18 protein-coding genes are annotated in these 20,875 nt (G+C 44.8%); 8 read left to right on the top strand and 10 right to left on the bottom strand.

Annotated elements, in window-relative coordinates; translation table 11 throughout:
• Positions 1-8 precede the first annotated feature (8 nt).
• The 6 genes from ZX61_RS17375 (at position 9) to ZX61_RS17350 (ending at position 6,754) form a co-directional block, all read left to right on the top strand.
• Positions 9-656, top strand: a complete 648-nt coding sequence (locus ZX61_RS17375; protein WP_049845861.1) for a chemotaxis protein CheD — start codon at positions 9-11, stop codon at positions 654-656.
• Entirely contained in the window at positions 656-1,702 is a 1,047-nt protein-coding gene (locus tag ZX61_RS17370; RefSeq protein ID WP_049845860.1) for a protein-glutamate methylesterase/protein-glutamine glutaminase, read from the top strand. Before ZX61_RS17375 ends, ZX61_RS17370 begins: the two co-directional genes overlap by 1 nt.
• A 30-nt stretch (positions 1,703-1,732) precedes the next feature.
• Positions 1,733-2,896, top strand: a complete 1,164-nt coding sequence (locus ZX61_RS17365; RefSeq protein WP_049845859.1) for a methyl-accepting chemotaxis protein — start codon at positions 1,733-1,735, stop codon at positions 2,894-2,896.
• A gap of 43 nt (positions 2,897-2,939) precedes the next feature.
• Positions 2,940-3,239, top strand: a complete 300-nt coding sequence (locus ZX61_RS17360; protein WP_049845858.1) for an STAS domain-containing protein — start codon at positions 2,940-2,942, stop codon at positions 3,237-3,239.
• A gap of 17 nt (positions 3,240-3,256) precedes the next feature.
• Positions 3,257-4,954: a SpoIIE family protein phosphatase gene (locus tag ZX61_RS17355; RefSeq protein WP_049845857.1), complete on the top strand. Its 1,698-nt coding sequence runs from the start codon at positions 3,257-3,259 to the stop codon at positions 4,952-4,954.
• A 120-nt stretch (positions 4,955-5,074) separates the two neighbouring features.
• The gene (locus tag ZX61_RS17350; protein WP_049845856.1) at positions 5,075-6,754 is read left to right on the top strand and encodes a DUF342 domain-containing protein; all 1,680 of its coding nucleotides are present in this window, start codon (positions 5,075-5,077) and stop codon (positions 6,752-6,754) included.
• 149 nt (positions 6,755-6,903) lie between these two features.
• Here ZX61_RS17350 and ZX61_RS17345 read toward each other — a convergent pair whose 3' ends face one another.
• The 8 genes from ZX61_RS17345 to ZX61_RS17310 all read right to left on the bottom strand — a co-directional run bounded on the left by ZX61_RS17345 (position 6,904) and on the right by ZX61_RS17310 (position 16,793).
• Positions 6,904-8,238 (bottom strand): glycosyltransferase family 4 protein, encoded by a 1,335-nt coding sequence (locus tag ZX61_RS17345; RefSeq protein ID WP_049845855.1) that lies wholly within the window; start codon positions 8,236-8,238, stop codon positions 6,904-6,906.
• Between the two features lie 3 nt (positions 8,239-8,241).
• Positions 8,242-9,843 (bottom strand): hypothetical protein, encoded by a 1,602-nt coding sequence (locus tag ZX61_RS17340; protein ID WP_235431350.1) that lies wholly within the window; start codon positions 9,841-9,843, stop codon positions 8,242-8,244.
• A gap of 63 nt (positions 9,844-9,906) precedes the next feature.
• A complete protein-coding gene (locus tag ZX61_RS17335) occupies positions 9,907-11,016 on the bottom strand; it encodes an ROK family transcriptional regulator (RefSeq protein ID WP_049845854.1) in 1,110 nt (369 codons plus the stop codon).
• Between the two features lie 177 nt (positions 11,017-11,193).
• Positions 11,194-12,309 (bottom strand): extracellular solute-binding protein, encoded by a 1,116-nt coding sequence (locus ZX61_RS17330; protein WP_049845853.1) that lies wholly within the window; start codon positions 12,307-12,309, stop codon positions 11,194-11,196.
• A gap of 51 nt (positions 12,310-12,360) precedes the next feature.
• Positions 12,361-13,242, bottom strand: a complete 882-nt coding sequence (locus ZX61_RS17325; protein ID WP_049845852.1) for an ABC transporter permease — start codon at positions 13,240-13,242, stop codon at positions 12,361-12,363.
• The gene (locus tag ZX61_RS17320) at positions 13,242-14,108 is read right to left on the bottom strand and encodes an ABC transporter permease (protein WP_049845851.1); all 867 of its coding nucleotides are present in this window, start codon (positions 14,106-14,108) and stop codon (positions 13,242-13,244) included. Before ZX61_RS17320 ends, ZX61_RS17325 begins: the two co-directional genes overlap by 1 nt.
• Positions 14,105-15,172, bottom strand: a complete 1,068-nt coding sequence (locus ZX61_RS17315) for an ABC transporter ATP-binding protein (protein ID WP_049845850.1) — start codon at positions 15,170-15,172, stop codon at positions 14,105-14,107. The genes ZX61_RS17320 and ZX61_RS17315 overlap by 4 nt, the downstream gene beginning before the upstream one ends.
• Before the next feature lie 253 nt (positions 15,173-15,425).
• Positions 15,426-16,793: a phosphomannomutase/phosphoglucomutase gene (locus ZX61_RS17310; protein WP_049845849.1), complete on the bottom strand. Its 1,368-nt coding sequence runs from the start codon at positions 16,791-16,793 to the stop codon at positions 15,426-15,428.
• Between the two features lie 203 nt (positions 16,794-16,996).
• Between ZX61_RS17310 and ZX61_RS17305 the strand changes: the two genes are divergently transcribed.
• Positions 16,997-17,671, top strand: coding sequence for a DUF1868 domain-containing protein (locus ZX61_RS17305; RefSeq protein WP_049845848.1), 675 nt, complete (start codon positions 16,997-16,999; stop codon positions 17,669-17,671).
• Positions 17,672-17,706: 35 nt separating this feature from the next.
• On the top strand, positions 17,707-18,894 hold the full coding sequence (gene manA, locus ZX61_RS17300; RefSeq protein WP_049845847.1) for a mannose-6-phosphate isomerase, class I: 1,188 nt from the start codon (positions 17,707-17,709) through the stop codon (positions 18,892-18,894).
• A 68-nt stretch (positions 18,895-18,962) separates the two neighbouring features.
• On the opposite strand, the gene ZX61_RS17295 is transcribed toward manA, so the two are convergent.
• Together ZX61_RS17295 and ZX61_RS17290 are read right to left on the bottom strand one after the other, a co-directional pair.
• Positions 18,963-19,574 (bottom strand): 3'-5' exonuclease, encoded by a 612-nt coding sequence (locus tag ZX61_RS17295; protein WP_049845846.1) that lies wholly within the window; start codon positions 19,572-19,574, stop codon positions 18,963-18,965.
• A 109-nt stretch (positions 19,575-19,683) separates the two neighbouring features.
• A complete protein-coding gene (locus tag ZX61_RS17290; protein ID WP_049845845.1) occupies positions 19,684-20,841 on the bottom strand; it encodes a winged helix-turn-helix domain-containing protein in 1,158 nt (385 codons plus the stop codon).
• Positions 20,842-20,875: the final 34 nt, after the last annotated feature.

Genomic DNA, 20,875 nt, shown 5'->3' with positions numbered 1-20,875 from the left:
CACGCACCATGAACTGGGCAAGAACCGATACACCTAAGTACGAAAACAGTCACTTTAATCGCTTTTATCATCCGTCCAAAGGGAAGCATATCGTGAAGGTGCTACCTGGTGGTGTGTACTGTAGCCAAAAAAAGGATGAAATCATCGCGACAGGCTTGGGATCATGTATTGCTGCTTGTATATGGGATCTCGAAGCGCAAGTTGGTGGGATGAATCATTTCTTGCTGCCATTTGATAACAAGTCACAGCTAAAAACATGGAAACCAGAAGAGGTGGTGTCAACAGCCTCTCGCTATGGCAGTTATGCGATGGAGATGTTGATCAACGCTTTAATTGAGAGAGGTGCCCGACGCGCCGCTCTGCAAGTAAAGCTGTTTGGTGGTGCGCAGATGTTAGGACTCAACAGTATGGTTGGAGGCAAGAACATTGCCTTTATTCTTAATTATGTCGAACAAGAAGGGCTTGATGTTATTGCTCAAGATCTCGGAGGGTTAGAACCGCGAAAAGTGTTATTTGATCCGATTAGTGGTAAAGCCTGGCTTAAACGCATTCCATTTACCGAAGTTCACAACCTCCAGCATCAAGAAGAAAAATATGCCAGTCAATTGGATAAAGAAAGTCATCGTCCACATGACGATGATGTGGAGCTGTTCTAATGAAAAAAATAAAAGTACTCATTGTTGACGACTCCCCCGTTTTTAGAGCGCTGCTGTCACAGTTGATCAACTCTGATCCCGATCTGAAAGTAGTGGCGATGGCGGAAGATCCTTTTCAGGCGAGAGAACTCATCAAGCAGCATAACCCTGATGTGATTACGCTCGATATTGAGATGCCGAAAATGAATGGCGTTAAGTTTTTGAAAAACATAATGCGATTGCGTCCGATGCCTGTTGTGATGATCTCTACTTTAACTCAGCATGGTGCCGAAGCGACGCTCACTGCTCTAGAGCTAGGTGCGGTTGACTATTTTCCTAAGCCTGCCGTGGAAAGCACCGCAGAGATGGTCAACTACAAGCAACTGGTTAATGACAAAATCAAGATGGCGGCGGGAGCGAACGTAGCCAACAAATCACCAGTACAGCTGGAAGTTGAACATGTTATCTCACCATCAAAGGGTCATCATAAAGTAGAGGTCATAGCAATAGGTGCCTCAACTGGGGGAACAGAAGCCGTTAAACAGGTGCTTAGTGCACTGCCCGCAGGGCTACCACCGATTATTATCACCCAGCATATCAGCGCTATGTTCTCTGCGTCATTTGCCGCAAGATTAAACGACAGTAGCAAAATCGATGTAAAAGAACTTAGTGTAAATCGTGCCCCTTTGGTTAATGGTTGCGCTTACGTGGCACCAGGAGATAAACATCTTGTGGTTGTTCGCCGCGGTAACCATCTGTATTGCCAGCAAGATGATAGGCCAGCCGTCAATCTTCATAAACCTTCTGTCGATGTCATGTTTGATGCAGTGGCGGAAACGGTGGGTAAGAATGCGATTGGCGTTATTTTAACGGGCATGGGAAAGGATGGTGCTCAAGGCATGTTGCGGATCAAGCAAGCTGGTGGGAAAACCATTGCCCAAGATCAAGCCTCTTCGGTTGTTTGGGGGATGCCTCGCGTTGCTATCGAGATGAACGCGGCGTTATCAGTGCTTGATCTAGCTCAGGTCCCCAAGCAGATATGTCAATACTTGTCGACTGACGCTTAGTCAGACGGTATACAACTTCAAGGAAGTCTGATGAAAGCCATAACCCATAGTTTAAAAGTCCGATACTTCATCGCAATTGGCTCACAAATTGTGCTTTTGTCCATCGCAATGAGTATGTCGACTTCAATTGCTCATGTTGCTTTGACCGTGTTAGCAGCAGCGATTCCTTGGTTTGTGTTGCCAAAGCGTGCAGCCGAAAATGTTGCATTAAAAAGTACCACTGAGAAAGCCGCGAAGTCGAAGATCCAACCACCTCGAGAAGTCTCTCCTATGCTAAGTAGGATAGCGCACCAGCTTATTGAGCCGCTTGACCATCAGCGTAGCGTGGTTGACGAATCTGTTGAAACGCTTAATGAAAGCTATTTCGAGTTACAAAAACTCGCTGAAAGTCAAAATCAAATCACCACTGAGCTGGTAGATAACTTACTCGGTAATCAAGATAAGGACAGCGATATCAGCCAGGTGCTACCAAAAACGGAGGCAATAATTCGTCACTTCGTCGATACGTTGGTTGTTGTCTCAGAAAAAAGTATTTCGGCTGTGCATAGCATTCATGATATGTCCGACAAGTTAGACTCGGTATTTAAATTGTTGGCGCAAGTTAGAGGACTGTCTGAACAAACCAATCTTCTTGCTTTAAATGCAGCGATTGAAGCGGCTCGAGCTGGAGAGGCTGGGCGTGGCTTTGCTGTCGTTGCCCAAGAGGTGCGTAATCTTTCTCTCAAAGCTAAAGAGCTTAATGATGAAATTGAGGCAGAAATTAACATCGCTCAGAAAACGGTTAAAGAAGCGAATAAGACAGTAGGTGAGATGGCTTCAATCGACATGACTGAAGCGATTGAATCTAAAGAAAAGGTTGATGACATGCTACGCGGTGTTCAGGAGGTTAACCGAACTGTCGAACAAGAGGTTCACAAGATCCGCTCAAGCGGCGATTTGCTTCATGCGCAAGTTGACAACGGCATTCGAGCTTTACAGTTTGCCGATATCATTGTTCAACAAGGTGATTATGCCAAACAGTCGGTGGCGTTTTTGCAACAGTTTACTAGCTTGTGCGAGCAGTGGGCTCGCCAAGATATTGATCAACAAGACTTTACCGATGGGGTAATTGCACTACAGTTAGAAATAGAAAGCAGAGGCGCTCCGGCTGCATCGCAAGAAAACATCCAAGAAGGGGAAGTAGAGCTTTTCTAACAATTAAACTTTCGTTTACAACATAAGGTGAAAGGGGAAGAGTATGTCAGTAGAAACTGTGATTGATTCGGCAACTAAACACATCACTATCTTGATTGAGGGAGCCTTTGGTTTCAATTTGGTTCAAGAGTTTCGTCGGTGCTATAACGACCGCCAAGAGTTTCGCTTCACTATAGATCTTAGAAAAGTTGATTACATCGATAGTGCGGGTCTTGGTATGTTACTCAATATGCACAATTACTTGGGGCAAGAAGACGGTATGATTCGAATTACCAACACTTTACCTCAAGTGAGGAAGATATTGACCATATCTCGATTCGATAAAAAATTTGCCATTGAGTAAAATACTCGGAGGTTTATATGCATGTAATGATTGTCGATGATCACGCGACCAATCGAGAATTGTGTCGATTCATGCTCAACCATCTGTCAGACACCGTAACGACTTTTGAAAACGGTGAAGGGGTGGTCGAAGCTATGAAAAAGATGGACAGCTTGCCTGACGTGATACTGCTCGACGTCATGATGCCGATCAAGGATGGCTTCACTACAGCGGAAGAGATAAAACAAGCGTTTTCTGATGTTCATATTCCTATCATTTTCCTAACGGTGCTTGATGATGATGTTTCTTTTGAGCGCTGTTTAACGGTTGGCGATGACTTCATTCTTAAACCTGTAGAAAGAAGTGTTTTAATTGCCAAAGTTCAGGCACATTGCCGTATTGTTAGAATGCATAATGAGGTTAAAGAGCAACGTGATGAACTTAGCCAGTTCCGCGAGCAAGTTCGTTATGACTACGCTATTGCCGAGTCTATATTTTCCAACCTAATGCATGAGATGAGTTCTCAAGTTAAAAACATCTACGGCATTAACTATTTATCGACACCTTCGACTGTTTTCAATGGCGATCTGATCGTAGTCGCAAATCGGCCTCATGGTGGCGTTTACGTGATGATTGCCGATGCGACTGGTCATGGTTTACCAGCGGCTATTTCAGCAATTCCTGCGACTCGGGCCTTTTTTTCAATGGCGGCAAAAGGACTCTCTTTAGGAGAGATCGCTCGTGAAATTAACGATGTGTTAGTTCGTTTCCTGCCAATGGGTATGATGTTGGCCGCCAGCATTTTTGAAGTGCGTGCGAATGGGTTTGAAGTGTCTTGGTGGGGAGGTGGGCTACCTGATGGTTATTTGATTGACGACGACGGAGCTATTGTTAGAAGGCTAACCTCGACTCATATGCCACTTGGGGTGCTCAATACACACGAATTTGAATCCAACATTGTCCATTTTAAGCTTGAGCCTGACCAGCAGATTGTGTGTTATACCGATGGTGTTATTGAGGCGACTAACGAGAGTGGAGAGCAGTTTGGTCAGAAGCGGCTAGAAGCGTCACTTTCTGGCGATCAGAGCTTAATTCCCGTTCTGTATGAATCTGTCCGTCAATTTGCTAACAAATCTGTCGGCGATGATTTGTCGATACTTACCATGAAGTTTCCAATTCTGAATGGTAATTCTCAACAAGCACCTCGTGACATTATTCCATTGAGTAAGGTGCCATCAAGTTCAACTTTACGCTTAGACGGTAGTATTCTTCGGGAAGTGACCGTTATGACAGAGGTACGTAAGTTCTTAGCAGGCATTCTCATAAGTGGTGCGCATTTAGATCTCGTTTGTTCGGTCCTCTCAGAGTTATTCGCTAATGCAATTGAACATGGCTTGCTAAAGCTAGATTCATCAATCAAAGAGCAATCAGATGGTTTCTTCCTGTTTTATCAGATGAGAGAAGAAAAAATTAAACAGCTCGATGACACTGCTTGGGTCGAGCTCAAGGTTGACTATGAACCTGTCAACCAGACGATAAGTTTTGAACTTGAACACAACGGAGTAGGATTCGATTATGAGAGGACTTATAACCTGTCAGACAAGAACCTGACTCATGGCAGAGGCATTATTCTTGCTTCCGAATTATGTGACTTGTTGGAGTATTCAAAGCAAGGTTGCCGTGTCAAAGCTGTGTACTCTTTAGGAGCTGCTCATCACTTTCCGAGTTCTAGCTAACGTTATTTACAGTGTAAAAACGCCTTCTAGTGACGTACGCCCTAAATTGTTACACACTTGATACAGTTGTGGGAATAACTTCTATACACTCAAGATAGGAAGTTTATAGGGCAGAATGGCATGTGGAACAAGTTTGTCGCTTTTTCTGAAGACAAGGAACAGGTAGTCGCAAAGTTATCACCAGATATCACGGTGGATAATAACTTTGATACTAGAGGGTTAAATGAAGCTCTAACAGCAATTGATGCAGCGGAGTATAAACTGCTTGAAGAGGAAGTCGCGCGATTTATCAATCTTGCAAAGGATATGAAAAGTGAAGCTTACGTCGGAATAGCAATTGCTGAAGTACAAGATGCAACGGTTGAAGTGGTGTTGTCCGAGCATGATATGTTGGCGAGTATGGTTGTGGTCGGTGCTTATAAAGGCAAACCACTCAGAGGCCCTCAGATTGTTCAGGCACTTGCGCAGGCCCATGTTACTAAAGGGATCAACAAACTAGCACTGAAAAAGGTGCTGGTAATGAGCCACCAGTTGAAGGCTGGTGAGACCTTTACGCAGCCAGTTGCTAAGGGGAAGAATCCTGTCCAAGGCGTCGATGCTAAATTCATTCCTCTTGTTCAAGACCCAACCAAACAAGTGCTTGCTCCAAAGGCGTCAGGTGACGACGGCAAAGTCGATATGCTGAATCTTGGGGAAACCATCACTGTTTCGGCCAATGACCACCTAATGAAGCGAGTCCCTGCTACAAAAGGCAAACCTGGAATGACCGTGCAGGGAAAAATAATTCCCCCTAAACCCGGTAATGACTCTGTGCTAAAAGCCGGGAAAGGAACCCAAGTGTCGCCCGCTAACCCAAACCTTCTGGTTGCAGAAGTCTCTGGAATGCCTGTATTAAAAGAGAAGAGTGTTGATGTAGAAGATGCTCTATGTCTACCGACAATTGGTGTTTCTACTGGGCACGTAAAGTTTAAAGGCAATGTAGTGGTATTTGGCAATATCGAGTCCGATATGGTCGTACGGACTACAGGCTCATTGACGGTTGGCGGCTTTATTGAATCTGCAGATATACAGGCTCAAGGCGACATAGAGGTTGCGAAAGGAATCATAGGTCACAATGTTTCCGAAGATGAGAAAAAGAGCTGCGTAGTGAAATCTGGTGGTTCAATTACGGCGAATTACGCGCAGTTTAGCGAATTGCAAGCAGCCACTGATATTCACCTAGCCGTACACTGTATGAACAATGAAATACGATGCGGACACAATTTAGTGGTATGTGACGCCAATGAAAGGCAAGGAACACTTAGCGGTGGTAGCGCAAAAGTTGGCGACAAAGTGACTTGTGTAAATCTTGGGGTCGAGGGGGATACCGCCACGCATGTGCATGCGTTTGCTCGCTTCCAAATGTTCAAAGACAAGCAAGCGAAGTTGAAAGAGCAATACACTCAAGCTCAAGAAGCAACCATGGATATGGTGCGTAAGGAGTTGGAGTTAAAGAAAATTCCTAAATCAGAGCGCACTCCAGAACAGGAAGAGAAGCTCGAAGCGGACAAGAGTAATGCCAATGCTCATCTAGAAAAAGTAAAACACGTGCGAGATACCCATGAACAGGAACTTGAGGCTGCTTTGGAAGAATCTATTATTGAGGTGAAAAACAAAGTCTTTACCCATGTTACTGTCCAGTTTGGTGAAGAGAAAGTCACCACCAAACGTGTTCATGGCCCAAGCACATTCAATTTCAATCAGTTTGAAATTAAGTTTACCTCAATGCTTGAAGAAGAAGATGTCGGGCAAGATGTTTAATTAGCTTCAGTGTTCCCTATTAAACATACACCCGCGAGATAACTGCGGGTGTATTTGTTTTAGCAGTAGGCTCACGCCTGACAATGAACTTAGGTACTGATTAATACGTATTAGCTTTTACCACTTGTGAGCCAATATTGACTTTGCGATCAGAATACTGTGCTGAGTATATCGCCAAGTGCTTTGTAGGAAAGGGAAGTCTGGCCGATGGTGTAGTTTTCTTGCATATGTTGCTGACGAAGTGCATCATCAAATAAGTAAGATTCCGTTTTCTCTGCGGCACTGTCGATACGTTCTGGAGACACTTGAGCCAAATTATTCGCATCCCAACTTAGTTCTTCTCCTAGATCTATGATGTGGAAGCCAAAGTGTTCAATATCTGTCTTATATACTGGGTAGCGATAAACGACCTGCGGAACGTTGGCGATCAAGCCCTCAAGGAACTGGTTCCCCCAACCTTCAAGCCAGCTTGGATAGGTTACAATATCAGCGTGGACATAAGCGTCCCACAATGAGTAGGTTTTGATGCCGCTTTTGTTACCACGCGAGTGCTCGATGCGATGGTTAATATCAAGCAAAGTCACATTCATCTGGTGTGCTTTCGCTTTGAGTTTGTCGTAGTATTCATCTTCTTCATTCATACCTGCAAGCACAAGGATGATTTGGCTATCTGGCTGAATTTTCTGCCCACTATAGAGAGTCCTACCGGCCCAGTCAGGTAGCTTTTTGTTTAGTGCGGCAATGAGGTCAATGGCGAGCTCTATGCCTTTACGTGCCACAATTCGCGTGGCTTGTAAGATGACAATGTCTTGTTCTCGAATGCCAAACTCACTTCTAAGGTCTTGATTATATTCATCGATCTTCCAATCTGAATGGTCAAAGTCGAACACATTCGGTACAACAGTCGATTCATAGCCTGTCGCATTTTTTAATGATTCCTTAGCTAACTTGTTGATAACGCAGTGTTTGTCTTGTGGGCGTTGAGGGGGGAAGTGCTTGTCGAGTATCTGCTGAATGCTTGGGTAGCAAGGCTGACTAAATTTCTCACGTTCCCAGTGAAAATCGTGGTGGTGATTGACCACTTTAACCCCAGTGTTCTCGATAGCTGTTTCTAGACCAATCGCGGCGGGTAAGCTGTGCCCAACAGCGAAGATATTGTTGGGTACAATCACATCGATATTGAGTTTTTCTATGATTGCCGTGGCTTGAGATGCGATCTCTTTAGCTTGAGAGTGAATGGCTTCAAGCAGAGACTGTTCGGTTTCGAAATACTGAGGTGCAATGAACGCATCTTGAGTAATCTTGGCATTGAGTTCGTCTTCATAGCGCAGAGCGTTGATGCATTCTGCTTTAACACTGCCAGAACTGCCTGCCATGTAAAAGACTTGATGCCCTTGTTGCTCGAGCGCCCATTTCCATTTATCCATCTCAAGTGAAACGCCGTCCGTTTCGCCGACACGGTAGTGAGTTAACAAAATTCTCATAACTTATAGTTCCATAACAACTGTAGAGTAAAGGTTTAAGCCTTGTTCATCGTTCCCAGGAGCATTTCGGCTTCCTGCGGCAACGCGATTTAAAATATCCATTGAAACATCGCCGCTTTGAACCTCGACCGCGTATGCTTTCATTGCTGAACCACCATCGATTGAGATGGCATTTCGTATTATCTCGCCGTCGAAGAAATTGATGTCTGATTGCGCTAAGCGACTCACAAGGTTTGCGACATCAACAATGTTTACTCCGACGCTCATTTCGTGCCGCCCATCAAACAGCAGATAACCCACATGGTTGTCAGTTTCAATGAACAAACCGCCAGGTTCACGGATGATAGCGTCAAAGTTATTGGTTTCTTTTCCCGTGCGTGACAGAGCCGCGTCAGTTTTTGCGACTTCATCTAGGGCTTTTTCTGCTTGCTGGGCACTAAACTGAGCTCCGGTTGGAACAATACTTTGTCCATCAATGACCGAGGGCACCAACCCACCTAGAATCTGGGCATATTCTGAGAAATCACAAGAGCGTGAGTAAGGAATCACTGAAACAGGGGTTCTAGCTGGCAATCCGTTGGGGTAGAGTTGGTTAAACTGTTCAGTTTTAAGTGACAACACGGCACCAAAAGAAGGCAACGGACATTCGCCATACCAAACCTTAACTACTTGCTCATACGGCTTTTGCCCCTCCCCCTGATTGCTAATGAAAACATTGACGCGATCTTTAACGGTCAGCATAGGGGCAAAGGTCTCCAGCGAGCCCTGATATTCATATGGGTAGTTTGGATTAAACAGGGCTACGTCAAGTTGTTCAACCTGGTCCATCGGTGGGTTAATGTTCTCTGCTTTGATAGTGTGGCCCGCGATGGTAATGTCGTAAGCGTAGTTGCGAATATTAGGTAGAACCTTGACTTCACCGCTATGTTTAATGCCAATTGCAGCACTATGTGCACTGTCAAATCCTGCCGTTTCAATATTGCCTTGTGCGTCGGTAAAGCAGTAAAAACCCAAATAGGAAAGTATTTCTGGCAGCTGATAGTCAGGATTAGAATAGCGATTCTGGTGTGACCATCTATGAGTACCAATGTTAAGGTCTCGGGTCATGAAGTAACCTAGATTGCCGACTAAACCACGAAATGAAGGACCTGCATCGAGTCTATCTCTTAAGTTAGCCAGTTGGTTACCAGTAAAATGATAGCCTACACGAGTCTTTTTCAGGTTCTTCTGTTTTGCCCACGCTAGAGTTACAGACGTACTTGCTAGCGGTTTAGGTAACTCAATAGGGGTATAATCATCTACGCTTGGAAGTGAGTCTGGCTCGAAATGTGGCATTTCAAAATGGATGCGTTTTAATTCAATTTCTGGATGCGATTTTTTGGTCGCGCTAAATCTAGCTTTTAAATCTGTTTCAAAAGTCGTTTCAGTATTAGGGTGAAGTGGATTGCCAAGTGGTCCTTGGGCCATTTTGAACCCAGTTATTGGGGCTGAATTAAAGTAAGCTCCGGCAGCGATGGTTTGTGGAACCCAATGCTGTTTTGCTAGCTTTTGGTCGCATTTTGACGAATTTTGCTTAGTTTTTGGGCTATGTGTCTGATTTTTCATGGGCGATTTACACGATTGGGAACAGGTTTTTAGAAGGGTGCGGTTAGGCGCACCCATATGAGTTTATGATGTAGAATAGGCCAGCTGGTATAGAGGTATCATGGCGGCACCTGTTGCGGCCATTTTGTCGCCAGAGAGTGTCGCTGGTGTGATGTTGGGCATAACTTCTTCATCTTCGAGGTAGTGCTGTAGCGAATTGATGCTTGCACTATGTAGATCTTTCACTAATTGAGAGGGAAGGAGTCCACCGACAATGATCTCTTCCGGGTCACAGATGGCGCGAATGGCTTGCAGTGCAGAAACCAACTGTTGTTGAGCGTTTTTCTTCCACTCGGTGACTTTTTCTGGGTTCTTGGCTAGCAAGGTTGATAGGATTTCTTCACGGTGTGGGCTTGGATCTGACATACCCAGATAGTCATATAAACAAGACAAAGATGGACGATTATTGCGATCGGGAAACAATTTACCGATACGACCGGCGTTCCCGCCTGCACCACGATAGGTTTGGCCATTAAAGAAGTGACCACCTCCAATACCATAACCTAGGTAGAGATAGAAAAAGTTGGCATGACGAGCACGTTTTGAGCGTACAGATTCGCCAAGCGCTGCTGCGTTACCATCGTTGTCTATCCAGCATGGGCAATTAAATTGATCACCAATACGTTTTGGAATATCGATCTCTTCCCATTTTTTTAAATGTGGCGGCATTGTGATGTTATTGCTGCCTTGAACAAAGTTACAGCTGGTGGTCATTCCGATTCCGATCAGCTTGGCAAACTCTTCCTCGAATGCTTTCGAAGTGACTTTGAGCAAGTCAGACAGCTCCTCAATGGCGGATTCAGGGTCAGAAAAAATACCGCGAATAGCACGTGAGAAGACGCTTTCACCAGTGAAGTCGACTAGCTCGATACTGATCTTCTCAAGTTCAATATTGATACCTAGGCTGTATGCGGCGTTGGGGTTTATCCCTAACTCTATCCCCGGCTGACCACGTGAGCCTTTCTGCTTACCAGTGACTTTAATCAACTCGTCATCCAGCATCTTCTTAGTGATTTTTGTTATCGCTGCTGGTGTCAGGCCACTTTTTTCTGCGATAGCGGCACGTGTTGTTGGTGCATTGCGATGAATTATCGATAGTATTTGACGCTGTGTACCGGAGCCAAAATCAATCACATTCAATCCTTAACCGTTTGGGTCTAATTTCTTATTATTCATCCGCTGGTTAACCAAACAAACTCTACGTATTTTGTTGGTTATACTGCCAATGGACACTACTATTTGATTAATCACCTGTGCATTAAGATTCAAGTGGCTAATCAAATAGGCTCGATCGAAATCGAGCCTGAATTATTACATTAATACATTCTCTACAAACGCTTTTTTCGCTTCAGTTGCGTACTCTGATGTAAAGAACTCAGAGCTGTATGAACGTTGCGTGCTATCGACCAGTGCGTTGGAGTCATCTGCATCTGGGTGTTGAGGGGCTGCACCGAAGACAGTGTTTAGTCCTGTCTGAGCCTGCGCTGAGGTAATCCAATGAATGAAGACAGCGGCGGCGGCTTTGTTTTTAGCGTTCTTTGGAATCATGATAATATTACCGCCACCTGGCATGCCAAACTCTGGAATGTAGAATTTAATTCGTTGCGTGATCGCTCCGTCTTTTTGTAAACCTGCTAAATGATCTTCCCATGCAGGAGCCATGGCAATTTCACCATCGTTGATGCGGGTCAGGCTGTCAGCGTTAGAGGCGGTGATGATAATGTTGTCTTTTTGCTCTTCAAACCAATGCCACGTCTTAGACCATTGCGTCATCGCTGTTTTGTCCATGGTGCTTTGGAAGTAAGCATCGCTATTGCCTGACACGTGGTAGATAGCGCGCTGAATGAACGCATTACCAGCACCACCTTTGTTCGGGTCGTTGACTCCAAACTGCTCGGGATGTTTTTCAATCCATTGAGTTAACTGATCAAAAGATTGCGGTAGCGCTTTCTTATCAACACGCATTGGGTCATAAGCAAAACCGGTTTGGTTACCCCAAAACGCGTAAGCATACCCTTGGGTATCGACTCCGACTAAGTTGGTGCGCAACTTGTCACTTCCAGGAATGATATCAGTAAGCGGGCCATAGACAACATTGCTTTGAATCATCATTGGCAGTTTGACAGTATCTAGTGCCATAACGTCAATGGTGCCTTGATCTTTACGAGCTTCAGCGAGTAGTTTGTTGCGATTACCTGCTTCATTTCCCTCTGGCACACGCACCTTGATGCCATACTCTTTTTCGAATGAACGGAAAAACTTACGGAATTCTGGCTGAAGGTACCAAATGTAGGCGTTGACCATTTTTTCTTTTTTTGCTTGCTCGACGATTTGCTCCCAAGTCATGGTGTTTAGGTCATAAGCAAAGGCGTTAGTCGATAGGCTGGCAGTTGTTGCTATGGCAGCAGTAAGAAGGAGTTTTTTCATTGTTGTGTCTCTTTATATTTTTCTGTTTGTAGGGGTACAGCTCGTTATGATCTAGGCCTTGCCTGTTGACTCTGCTAGGTAGTTACCTTTAAGCAGACGTTCAATAATCAGCATTAGAATGACGTTTGGAATCACCAGTATCAGGGAAACCACCGCGGCATTCGGACGAATAAATGAGTAGCCCAGATAAGAGTAGAGAATGGTTGGTACAGTGACGTAATCTGGTGAACCAAGCACAAATGCAATGTTGAACTCTTCAATACTGATCACTAGGCAGAAGATCAGTGATGCCAATAATCCAGGCTTTAGCATCGGCAGGTAGGCGTTTTTAAACGTAGCCCATGAATTCCCACCCAAATCTCGGCTCGCGTCGATTAAGTCTTGAGGCACGCCCTTAAAGCTCGCTGACAAAATACGAATAGCATAGGGCAGCGCTAGGACAGTATGACCAACGACGATACCTATGTATGCGTTGGAGAAATCTAGAGCAATCAACATTGAACTGAAGAACACACCAATGATCATACCCGGCATCACAAGAGGTAGCAGAGTGATTACCTCGGCAATTCGTTTGCCTCTGAAATCAATGCGGCCAAAAGCGTAGGCAGTGGGTAAGGCCAATAGGACGGTCAGAATCGCCACAGCAGGTGCAATGGTATAGCTGTTTTGTAGTGCTTCGACCAGCCCCGAGTTTTCCCACATGTCTGTCCAGCGGCCAAATGACAATACTTGAGGCAATACATCTGGATAGCTCCATGGATGTTCTGGGTCAACCAAAGACCACAGCAAAGCCATAATGAAGGGCACGCCAAGCCAAAAGAAGTTCACTGCGATAAACAGACCGATAGCGATTTTGTTGATCAGCTTGCCATTTTTGGTTTTCACTTTTGGCGTGTTCCCACTTGGTAGAGCTTTAGATACCAAAGAAGTCATTATTTCAATCTCCCTTTCTTATAAGCGAGTGGCGCGGTTAACAGAGAGATAGCTAGGGCGACAACAACTGCTGTAATCATAATGATCACGGCAATAACTGCACCTTTGTTCCATTCCATAAACTCTGTAGAGGTAATGTGCATGAGCATTGACAATGAGTAAGTGTTTTTCGGCCCGGCGATAGAGTAAAATGAGTAGTCTCCTAAGGCACCAATGAAGATTAGGATCAACGAAACCTGAAGTGATGGAATCGAAATGGGAAAGATGATGCCTTTAAATCTGTTCCACGCAGATGCACCGAGGTCTGAAGCTGCATCCAACACATCATTTCGGATAGAGTTCACCGCACCTGCCAGTAAGATCATGGCAAATGGTAGCTGTTTCCAAATTTGCAGCATGATCACGCCCCAGCCAAAGTCGTCGTTTTGCATTCGGATTGGTTTATCAGTGATCCCTAGTCCCAGCAGAATTTGGTTTACGATACCGTGGTAAGAAATCACGTTAACTAAGAGAAACGCTGCAACCAGACCAGGGATAAACATTGGTGCTCTAAGAACACCAGTAATAGTCGTTGACCCTGGAAACGGTCTACGCAGCCAAAGTACTAACGGATAGGCCATTGCAACGGCGCCAAGTGCACCGATCACTGAGACTTTAATCGAATAAATCAGAGATTTATGTAGTTTTGCATCGCTGAGCGCTTCTTGCCAGAAAGTGAGTGAAAAGCCACTTTCTCCCATCATATTGTGAAATCCCAAGCTTTGAGAGATCACCATATAGAAGGTTGACCCCATCAAAAGCATGATAGTGCCGACACCGGGAAGCAGCATCAGCCAAACTTTCCAGCTGGTGAGATTGTTGTTCATGCTGTGACCTCTTCTAAGAAGCGGATACCTGTTCTTGGGATTGAAAAGTTTAGTGACTGGTTGTCAAATACAGGTTTCTTCGGTAGCTGAACACGCACTTCCATGGTTGAACCTTCGACAGGCTGCAAAACCAAATCAGTGACATTCCCCATGAACGCCATTTTCTGCACGTTAGCAGCAAAACTGTTTTCACATTTGCTGGTGGCGATTTCGGCATCTTCTGGACGCCAGCTAACATAGATGTATTCGCTTTTTGGGTGCTCATCCGATTCGACAATAAAATCACCAAGTTCAGTCTTGATTTGATAGGTATTATCCTGCCCCAGCAATTTGACCTGTGCAGGCATAATGTTGGCCGCACCAATGAAATCTGCGACAAAGCGGTTAGCTGGGCGGTAGTAGATGTCTTCTGGCGTGCCAATCTGTTCGATACGACCTTTGTTCAACACGACAATCTTATCGGACATGGCTAATGCTTCGGCTTGATCATGAGTGACGTAGATGGCGGTAAGGTTAAAGCGCTTTTGCAGTTCACGGATCTCAAAACGTACTGATTCACGCAGTTTGGCGTCTAGGTTAGACAGAGGCTCATCGAATAAGATCACCGCAGGGCGAGTGACCATGGCACGGGCGAGTGCGACACGTTGCTGCTGACCACCAGATAGCTCGTTGGGCATCTTATGTGCGTGCTCATCTAGATCAACCTGAGTGACGGCTTCTTCTACACGCGTTATTTGATCCTGTTTGCTCACTTTTTTCTGTTGCAGACCAAAAGCGATATTGTGATCAACACTCAAGTGAGGGAAAAGAGCATAAGACTGGAAACACATCGAGGTGTTGCGCTTTTCGGGTGAAACAGTGTTGACCACTTCATCACCAATCACGATTTCACCAGAATCTGGCGTATGGAAACCACCGATCATCTTCAGCAGCGTTGTTTTGCCACAACCGGATGGACCCAGAAGGGTGACCATTTCCCCTTCTTCTGCAACAAAACTGATGTCTTTTGAAGCAACAAAGTCGCCAAAGTTTTTACAGATATTTTTAAGTTCTAGTCGTGACATTCGATTGCCTTTTATTGTCGAAGTTTGTCTTTTATCAAAGCGTAGAGTAGGGCACTAATATGACAATTATATTAACTTGGTTAATTTAATGTTTTTGTGAAAGTGTTCACGGCTTGAGCTTTGTTAGAGGTTTTATTGATAAAAGATAATCAAAGTGTGATCTTGTTTATAGAAATGATGGGGTTTTATTAAGGTCGTTAATTTAAGTAACAAATAAGATAGAGCTGCCAAATCGGCAGCTCTGGGAAAGGAATTAGTTCGAGCTCAGAAGTGCTAAAAGCTGCTCGGTTTTGTCCTTCAATAATTGAGTGCATGCCCTTGTTTCGACATTTAAGCGTACTACAGGCTCGGTATTAGAAGCTCTTAAATTGAACCGCCAGTTGGCAAATTCCATACTAACACCATCGGTGTGATCAACCGTTAATGCATCCGCCTCAAAGATAGATTTAATGCGCTGAAGAGTCGATTCTGGAGCGACTAACTTGCAGTTAATTTCACCGGAGGAAGGGAAAGCTGCAATACGTTTAGCCACCAAGTTCGACAGTGTTTGGCCTTTCAAACACAATAACTCGCTGACCAACAACCAAGGAATCATACCGCTATCGCAGTAACCAAAGTCGCGAAAGTAGTGATGAGCACTCATCTCTCCACCATAGACCGCATCTTCACTGCGCATTCTTTCTTTAATAAAGGCGTGCCCTGTCTTGGACATGATAGCCTCACCACCAGCTTGGTCGATAATATCAATACTATTCCAGGTAAGGCGTGGGTCGTGAATCACCTTTGCACCAGGATGCTTGGCTAGGTATGCATCAGCCAATAAGCCGACGATGTAATAGCCTTCTATAAACTGCCCGTTTTCATCGAACAAGAAGCAGCGGTCAAAGTCACCATCCCAAGCAATACCCATATCAGCCTGGTGCTCAAGTACTGCGGATGAGGTGGCGTGGCGGTTTTCAGGGAGCAGAGGGTTAGGAATTCCATTGGGGAAGTTGCTGTCCGGCTCGTGGAAAACCTTAATGAACTCAATAGGAACCTGCAGTTGGTTAAAGCGCTGTTCCAAGGCATCGACCACGTGCCCTGCTGCCCCATTGCCGGAGTTCACGACCAGTTTCAGGGGGGTGATATTATCGGCATCGATATAGCTGAGCAGGTGTTCTGTGTACTCATTTAGGTGAGTGGATTGTTGATAGCGACCTTTTTGTGGGGGCTCAATAAACTCAGCCTTTTCTGCCAAAGCCTGAATGTCTTTCAGACCTGTGTCGCCACTGATGGGTTTGGCATTCTCTCGAACTAGCTTTAACCCGTTGTAATCTATAGGATTATGACTGGCGGTGATTTCAATGCCGCCGTTAACATCCATAACTTGTGCAGCGTAATATATTTCTTCGGTGCCTGTCATGCCAAGGTCGATGACATCAGTACCTGCATCAATCAAGCCATCGGCCAGTGCCAGTTTAAGTGGTTCGGAGGTGGCTCGGGCGTCACCGCCGATCACGACTTTCTTTGCATTCAGATATTGACCAAATGCCCGGCCGATACGATAAACCACGTCGTAGTTGAGCTCATGCTCGAGTTTTCCTCGAATATCATAAGCCTTAAAGCATGTTAGCTTTTTCATTCATTACCCTTATGTATTGTTGCGTTATTGATTAGCTTTACGGTCTGTTTGACAGGTTGGTGGGCTTTTCCGGGTAATGGTTTGTCACCAATAAAGGGAACCAGTTCCCTGTAAAGCTCACAATTTCACATTTTAATAAATTAACTTAACTAAATTAATTTATTAAGGGTAGTATATATCGAAAATTATGTGGAGAGCTAATAATGAACTATGCACCAGCAGTAGGAATAAAATTCAACCAAGATGGCACGGTAAGGCAATTTCCGGGTAATACCTTTATTTGCCATGTCGACCAATCTTCTGAACTCATCATTTTGCTTGAATGGGCCCAAAACGAACTTAAGCAAATGCAGTGTGGGGCTAAATTTTCATTCTTGCCGATATCTTCAATGCACATGACGGTATTTGAAGGGATTTGTGATCAAGTGAGGTCGCCAGAAAAATGGACTACTAAACTGCCGTTGGATACACCTCTGGCTCATGCGACCGATCTATTTGCCACTGAAGTTAGCCAGATTGGTGCGCATTCAGGTTTCGAAATGGAGTTTGACTATGTATACAACTGCCCAACTGGTGGTACTTCAATTCGATTGAAGCCAGCGACAGAATCGTCGCGACTAGCACTAGTTAATTGCAGAGAGAGATTGAGAACATCGACAGGCATTAACATGCCAGAGTTCGATTCTTATCATTTTCATATCACATTGAGTTATCGAATTCTGGAACTTGACGAGGGTGAGAAACAGGAGTTGCAGCAGACTTCGGAGCGTATTGAAGAGCGCTTTAAGCAAGCGTTTGGGCGTCTTCGACATGGAGCTGTCGAGTTTTGTCGCTTCGACAACATGTTTAAGTTTGAAACACTACTGATTCTGTCTTAAGTGGTGTAACGGGATGATATTGAGTGAGGTCTGTAATGCCTTTGTATAAACTGGAAAACGTCATACAGAACTATGCTTGGGGCAGTAAAAAGTCGCTTCGAGAGTTATTTCGTATGGAAAACCCCAACGATGATCCGCAGGCCGAGGTTTGGATGGGGGCGCACCCGGGAGGCTGTTCGAAAATTGCCGAGTCAGGCCACCTTTTGTCTGATTTCATTGAGAAAAATCGAAAGGACGCTCTTGGCAATTATACTTCGGTTCGATTTGGAGAGCTTCCATATCTATTTAAAGTGCTTGCGGCAGAAACCCCGCTCTCTATTCAGGTGCATCCTAATAAGCGTAAATCTGAAATAGGCTTTGCTCGAGAAAATGCCCAAGGTATTGCGCTAGGCGCAGTAAATCGAAACTATAAAGATCCCAACCATAAACCAGAGCTTGTGTACGCACTCACTTTCTATAAAGCAATCAATGGCTTTCGTCCGATTGAACATATAGTAGAATTGTTTCAGCAAGCCGCGATAGCTACCTTTAATGATGAAGTTTCACTACTGGAAAGTAATCAGACGAGCCAAGGTTTGAGGGCGTTTTTTACCTCGGTGATGTCGGTGAGTGATAAACGTAAAGCGAAAGCGCTCAGCGAATTGTACCGTGCGATTGAGCGCCCTACTAGAACCGCTATGTGCCGAGAGGCGTTATCATACTGCGCGGATTTCAGAACTTACTATGACGGAGATATTGGTTTATTTGCTCCGCTAATGCTCAATACGGTCGAGCTAGAACCTGGTGAGGCTATGTTTCTTGACGCGGAGACTCCTCATGCTTACGTGGAAGGTACAGGGCTTGAGGTAATGGCAAACTCAGACAATGTTTTACGCGCAGGGCTAACTCAAAAACACATTGATATCGCTGAGCTGATCGACAACACCAAATTTGAATCGATCAAGCCTGAAGAGGTCAAGTTAACTCCTGTTAAGAAGCAAGGTAAGATTACCTATCCTATCGCAGTGGATGATTTTTGTTTTGATATCCTGTATTCAGAACAAACGCCAAGCTGTCAGTACGTTCGCAGCGCCGAGATCGTATTTTGTGTAGAAGGGGAAATGACACTTTCTACCGACGACACACAGATAAGATTAGAACCAGGTGAGTCTGCTTTTATCCCCCATGACTCCATAATGTATCATTACCAAGGTATGGGAACCCTTGCTCGAGTATACAATTAGCCAAATGGATCTGTGTTTTTATATTGGGGAGCTGCTTGCTCCCTAGCGACTCATTAGTGGCATTGAGTTTATCGATGCTGCTCGAGGAGCTTACCCACCGCATGTTTGCTGGTCTTACTTATTTTCTGCATCAGCTCAAAGGAAGGTTGGTGAATACCTTGTTGTTCCATTTCATCAATCATCATTAGCCACAATTTTGCTGTCATTTGCGAGTCGGCTAAAGCGCGGTGAAGCACGCCATCATTGTCAATATTTTTGAAACGCACTAAGTCACCCAGTTTATGGCTTGGTGCTTCCTGATTCAGTCTACGAGAAACCAATAGTGAACAAGCAAAATGACCTTGATAGGAAAGATCAATACGCTCTAGTTCTCCGTCCAAAAAACGTTTATCGAACGAAGCATTGTGCGCGACGAGGTTGTTGTCAGAGATAAAGTCGCAGAATTCTGCCATCACAACTTCACAGCTTGGCGCATCTGCCAACATCTTGTTGGTAATACCCGTATAACCTTCGATAAAGGAACTGACTCGAAAGCCTGGGTTCATCAGTTGCTGAAAGGTATCCACCACTTCGCCGTTAACGAGTTTTACTGCGCCTATTTCAATGGCGCGATCGCCCATATTTGGAGATAAGCCTGTGGTCTCAAAATCGAGGACAATAACTGAATTGGCAGATGACATAGATAATCCTAATGAGTGGGCGAGTGAGAACTCAATCTTTCGCGCATCGGTATGTAGAGAGAGGCGAGCTAGTATAGATTTGAGTTGGAAGTGGGTAAAGTTATCTTGACTAATTAGCGTTTTCGGAGAGCTTCAAAATCGTAAAGTGTTCACATTGGTTGAACTTGGCAAATGCTTGAAGCTCTTCTTCTAACGCTGTTAAAAATGCTGCTTTATCCTTTATTGAAGGCTCGGTGAATAGGTGAAGTACGTTTAGCACAGACTTATTCTTATCAACCTTGCAGTCTGCGCGTGCGACTAACTTCCCATCCCAAAGAATGGGTAAACAGAAGTAACCAAATTGCCTTTTAGCCTGTGGAACGTAGCATTCAATCAGATAGTCAAAATTGAAGACGGCATTGGCGCGCTTTCTTTGAATAAGCAGATTATCAAACGGAGAAAGTATCTTGGCCCGTTTACGATTGATGCGTTTGTCGAGCAGGCGAAGTGCCTCGCTTTCCACCACATACTCGCCCCCACCTATCTTTATCTGCTCAATTTCTCCACTCTCAATTAAATCATGTATCGCTTGTTTCACATGCTGTTTGACGTCTTTAAGCTGATAGGTCATCTCTGCGAGGGTGCCAAAGCTATGAGCTTTAAGGTAGCTCATGACAAGAAATCGTGCATGTTCCGGAGGTGTTGGCATGGAAGTATCGACGCTGCTGGGTAACACGCGTGAAGTTAAGTCGTAGACTTTATGGAAACCTCTTCGCTGAGCAATCATCAGATCGCCCTGCATATAGAGGTTTTCCAGCGCCTGCTTAGTCGGTTTAGTATGCCACCCATCCGTTTTATGCGGCTTCGATTCAAAGTCTTTTGCCATCAGTGGGCCTTCGGACTCGATACGCTTAAAAACGTCGTTCATCAATTTACGATCATTGCAGTACCAGTGTTTTTGCTGACCGGACTTGATAGCTGCCTTTCGCGGTAAACTGTAGCGAAAGTTGCTCATGGGTAGATAAGCGGCGGCATGGGACCAATACTCAAATACTTTACGGTCGGCGACAAGCTGATCAAGGTGCTTCGGTTGATAGCTTGGGTTACGACTCCAAAGTGTATGGTGATGGGCTCTTTGCACAACGGAAATCGTATCTATCTGCACATATCCTAGCTGCTCGAAAGCATTGAGAGTTTTGCTGTAAGCACTGCCTTTTGATGTGCCTATTGGTAGCCCTTGTGCCAATAATGCGAGTTTTTGCGCTTGAGGCAAAGAGAGTGATTTCATGCTGTGATGCCTTTTCCTGTTTGTTTCTTGTTTT

The sequence above is a fragment of the Vibrio sp. VPAP30 genome, assembly GCF_001188205.1.
GTDB classification, from domain to species: Bacteria; Pseudomonadota; Gammaproteobacteria; order Enterobacterales; family Vibrionaceae; genus Vibrio; species Vibrio bivalvicida.
This window is presented reverse-complemented; position numbering and strand designations above follow the sequence as displayed.

Excerpts from the sequence above, each read along its gene's own strand:
- manA (WP_049845847.1), top strand. The coding sequence starts at position 17,707 with ATGCCTTTGTATAAACTGGAAAACGTCATACAGAACTATGCTTGGGGC.
- ZX61_RS17305 (WP_049845848.1), top strand. The coding sequence starts at position 16,997 with ATGAACTATGCACCAGCAGTAGGAATAAAATTCAACCAAGATGGCACG.
- ZX61_RS17350 (WP_049845856.1), top strand. The coding sequence starts at position 5,075 with ATGTGGAACAAGTTTGTCGCTTTTTCTGAAGACAAGGAACAGGTAGTC.
- ZX61_RS17370 (WP_049845860.1), top strand. The coding sequence starts at position 656 with ATGAAAAAAATAAAAGTACTCATTGTTGACGACTCCCCCGTTTTTAGA.
- ZX61_RS17340 (WP_235431350.1), bottom strand. The coding sequence starts at position 9,843 with ATGAAAAATCAGACACATAGCCCAAAAACTAAGCAAAATTCGTCAAAA.
- ZX61_RS17295 (WP_049845846.1), bottom strand. The coding sequence starts at position 19,574 with ATGTCATCTGCCAATTCAGTTATTGTCCTCGATTTTGAGACCACAGGC.
- ZX61_RS17360 (WP_049845858.1), top strand. The coding sequence starts at position 2,940 with ATGTCAGTAGAAACTGTGATTGATTCGGCAACTAAACACATCACTATC.
- ZX61_RS17325 (WP_049845852.1), bottom strand. The coding sequence starts at position 13,242 with ATGACTTCTTTGGTATCTAAAGCTCTACCAAGTGGGAACACGCCAAAA.
- ZX61_RS17375 (WP_049845861.1), top strand. The coding sequence starts at position 9 with ATGAACTGGGCAAGAACCGATACACCTAAGTACGAAAACAGTCACTTT.
- ZX61_RS17290 (WP_049845845.1), bottom strand. The coding sequence starts at position 20,841 with ATGAAATCACTCTCTTTGCCTCAAGCGCAAAAACTCGCATTATTGGCA.
- ZX61_RS17315 (WP_049845850.1), bottom strand. The coding sequence starts at position 15,172 with ATGTCACGACTAGAACTTAAAAATATCTGTAAAAACTTTGGCGACTTT.
- ZX61_RS17310 (WP_049845849.1), bottom strand. The coding sequence starts at position 16,793 with ATGAAAAAGCTAACATGCTTTAAGGCTTATGATATTCGAGGAAAACTC.
- ZX61_RS17330 (WP_049845853.1), bottom strand. The coding sequence starts at position 12,309 with ATGAAAAAACTCCTTCTTACTGCTGCCATAGCAACAACTGCCAGCCTA.
- ZX61_RS17355 (WP_049845857.1), top strand. The coding sequence starts at position 3,257 with ATGCATGTAATGATTGTCGATGATCACGCGACCAATCGAGAATTGTGT.
- ZX61_RS17320 (WP_049845851.1), bottom strand. The coding sequence starts at position 14,108 with ATGAACAACAATCTCACCAGCTGGAAAGTTTGGCTGATGCTGCTTCCC.
- ZX61_RS17345 (WP_049845855.1), bottom strand. The coding sequence starts at position 8,238 with ATGAGAATTTTGTTAACTCACTACCGTGTCGGCGAAACGGACGGCGTT.
- ZX61_RS17365 (WP_049845859.1), top strand. The coding sequence starts at position 1,733 with ATGAAAGCCATAACCCATAGTTTAAAAGTCCGATACTTCATCGCAATT.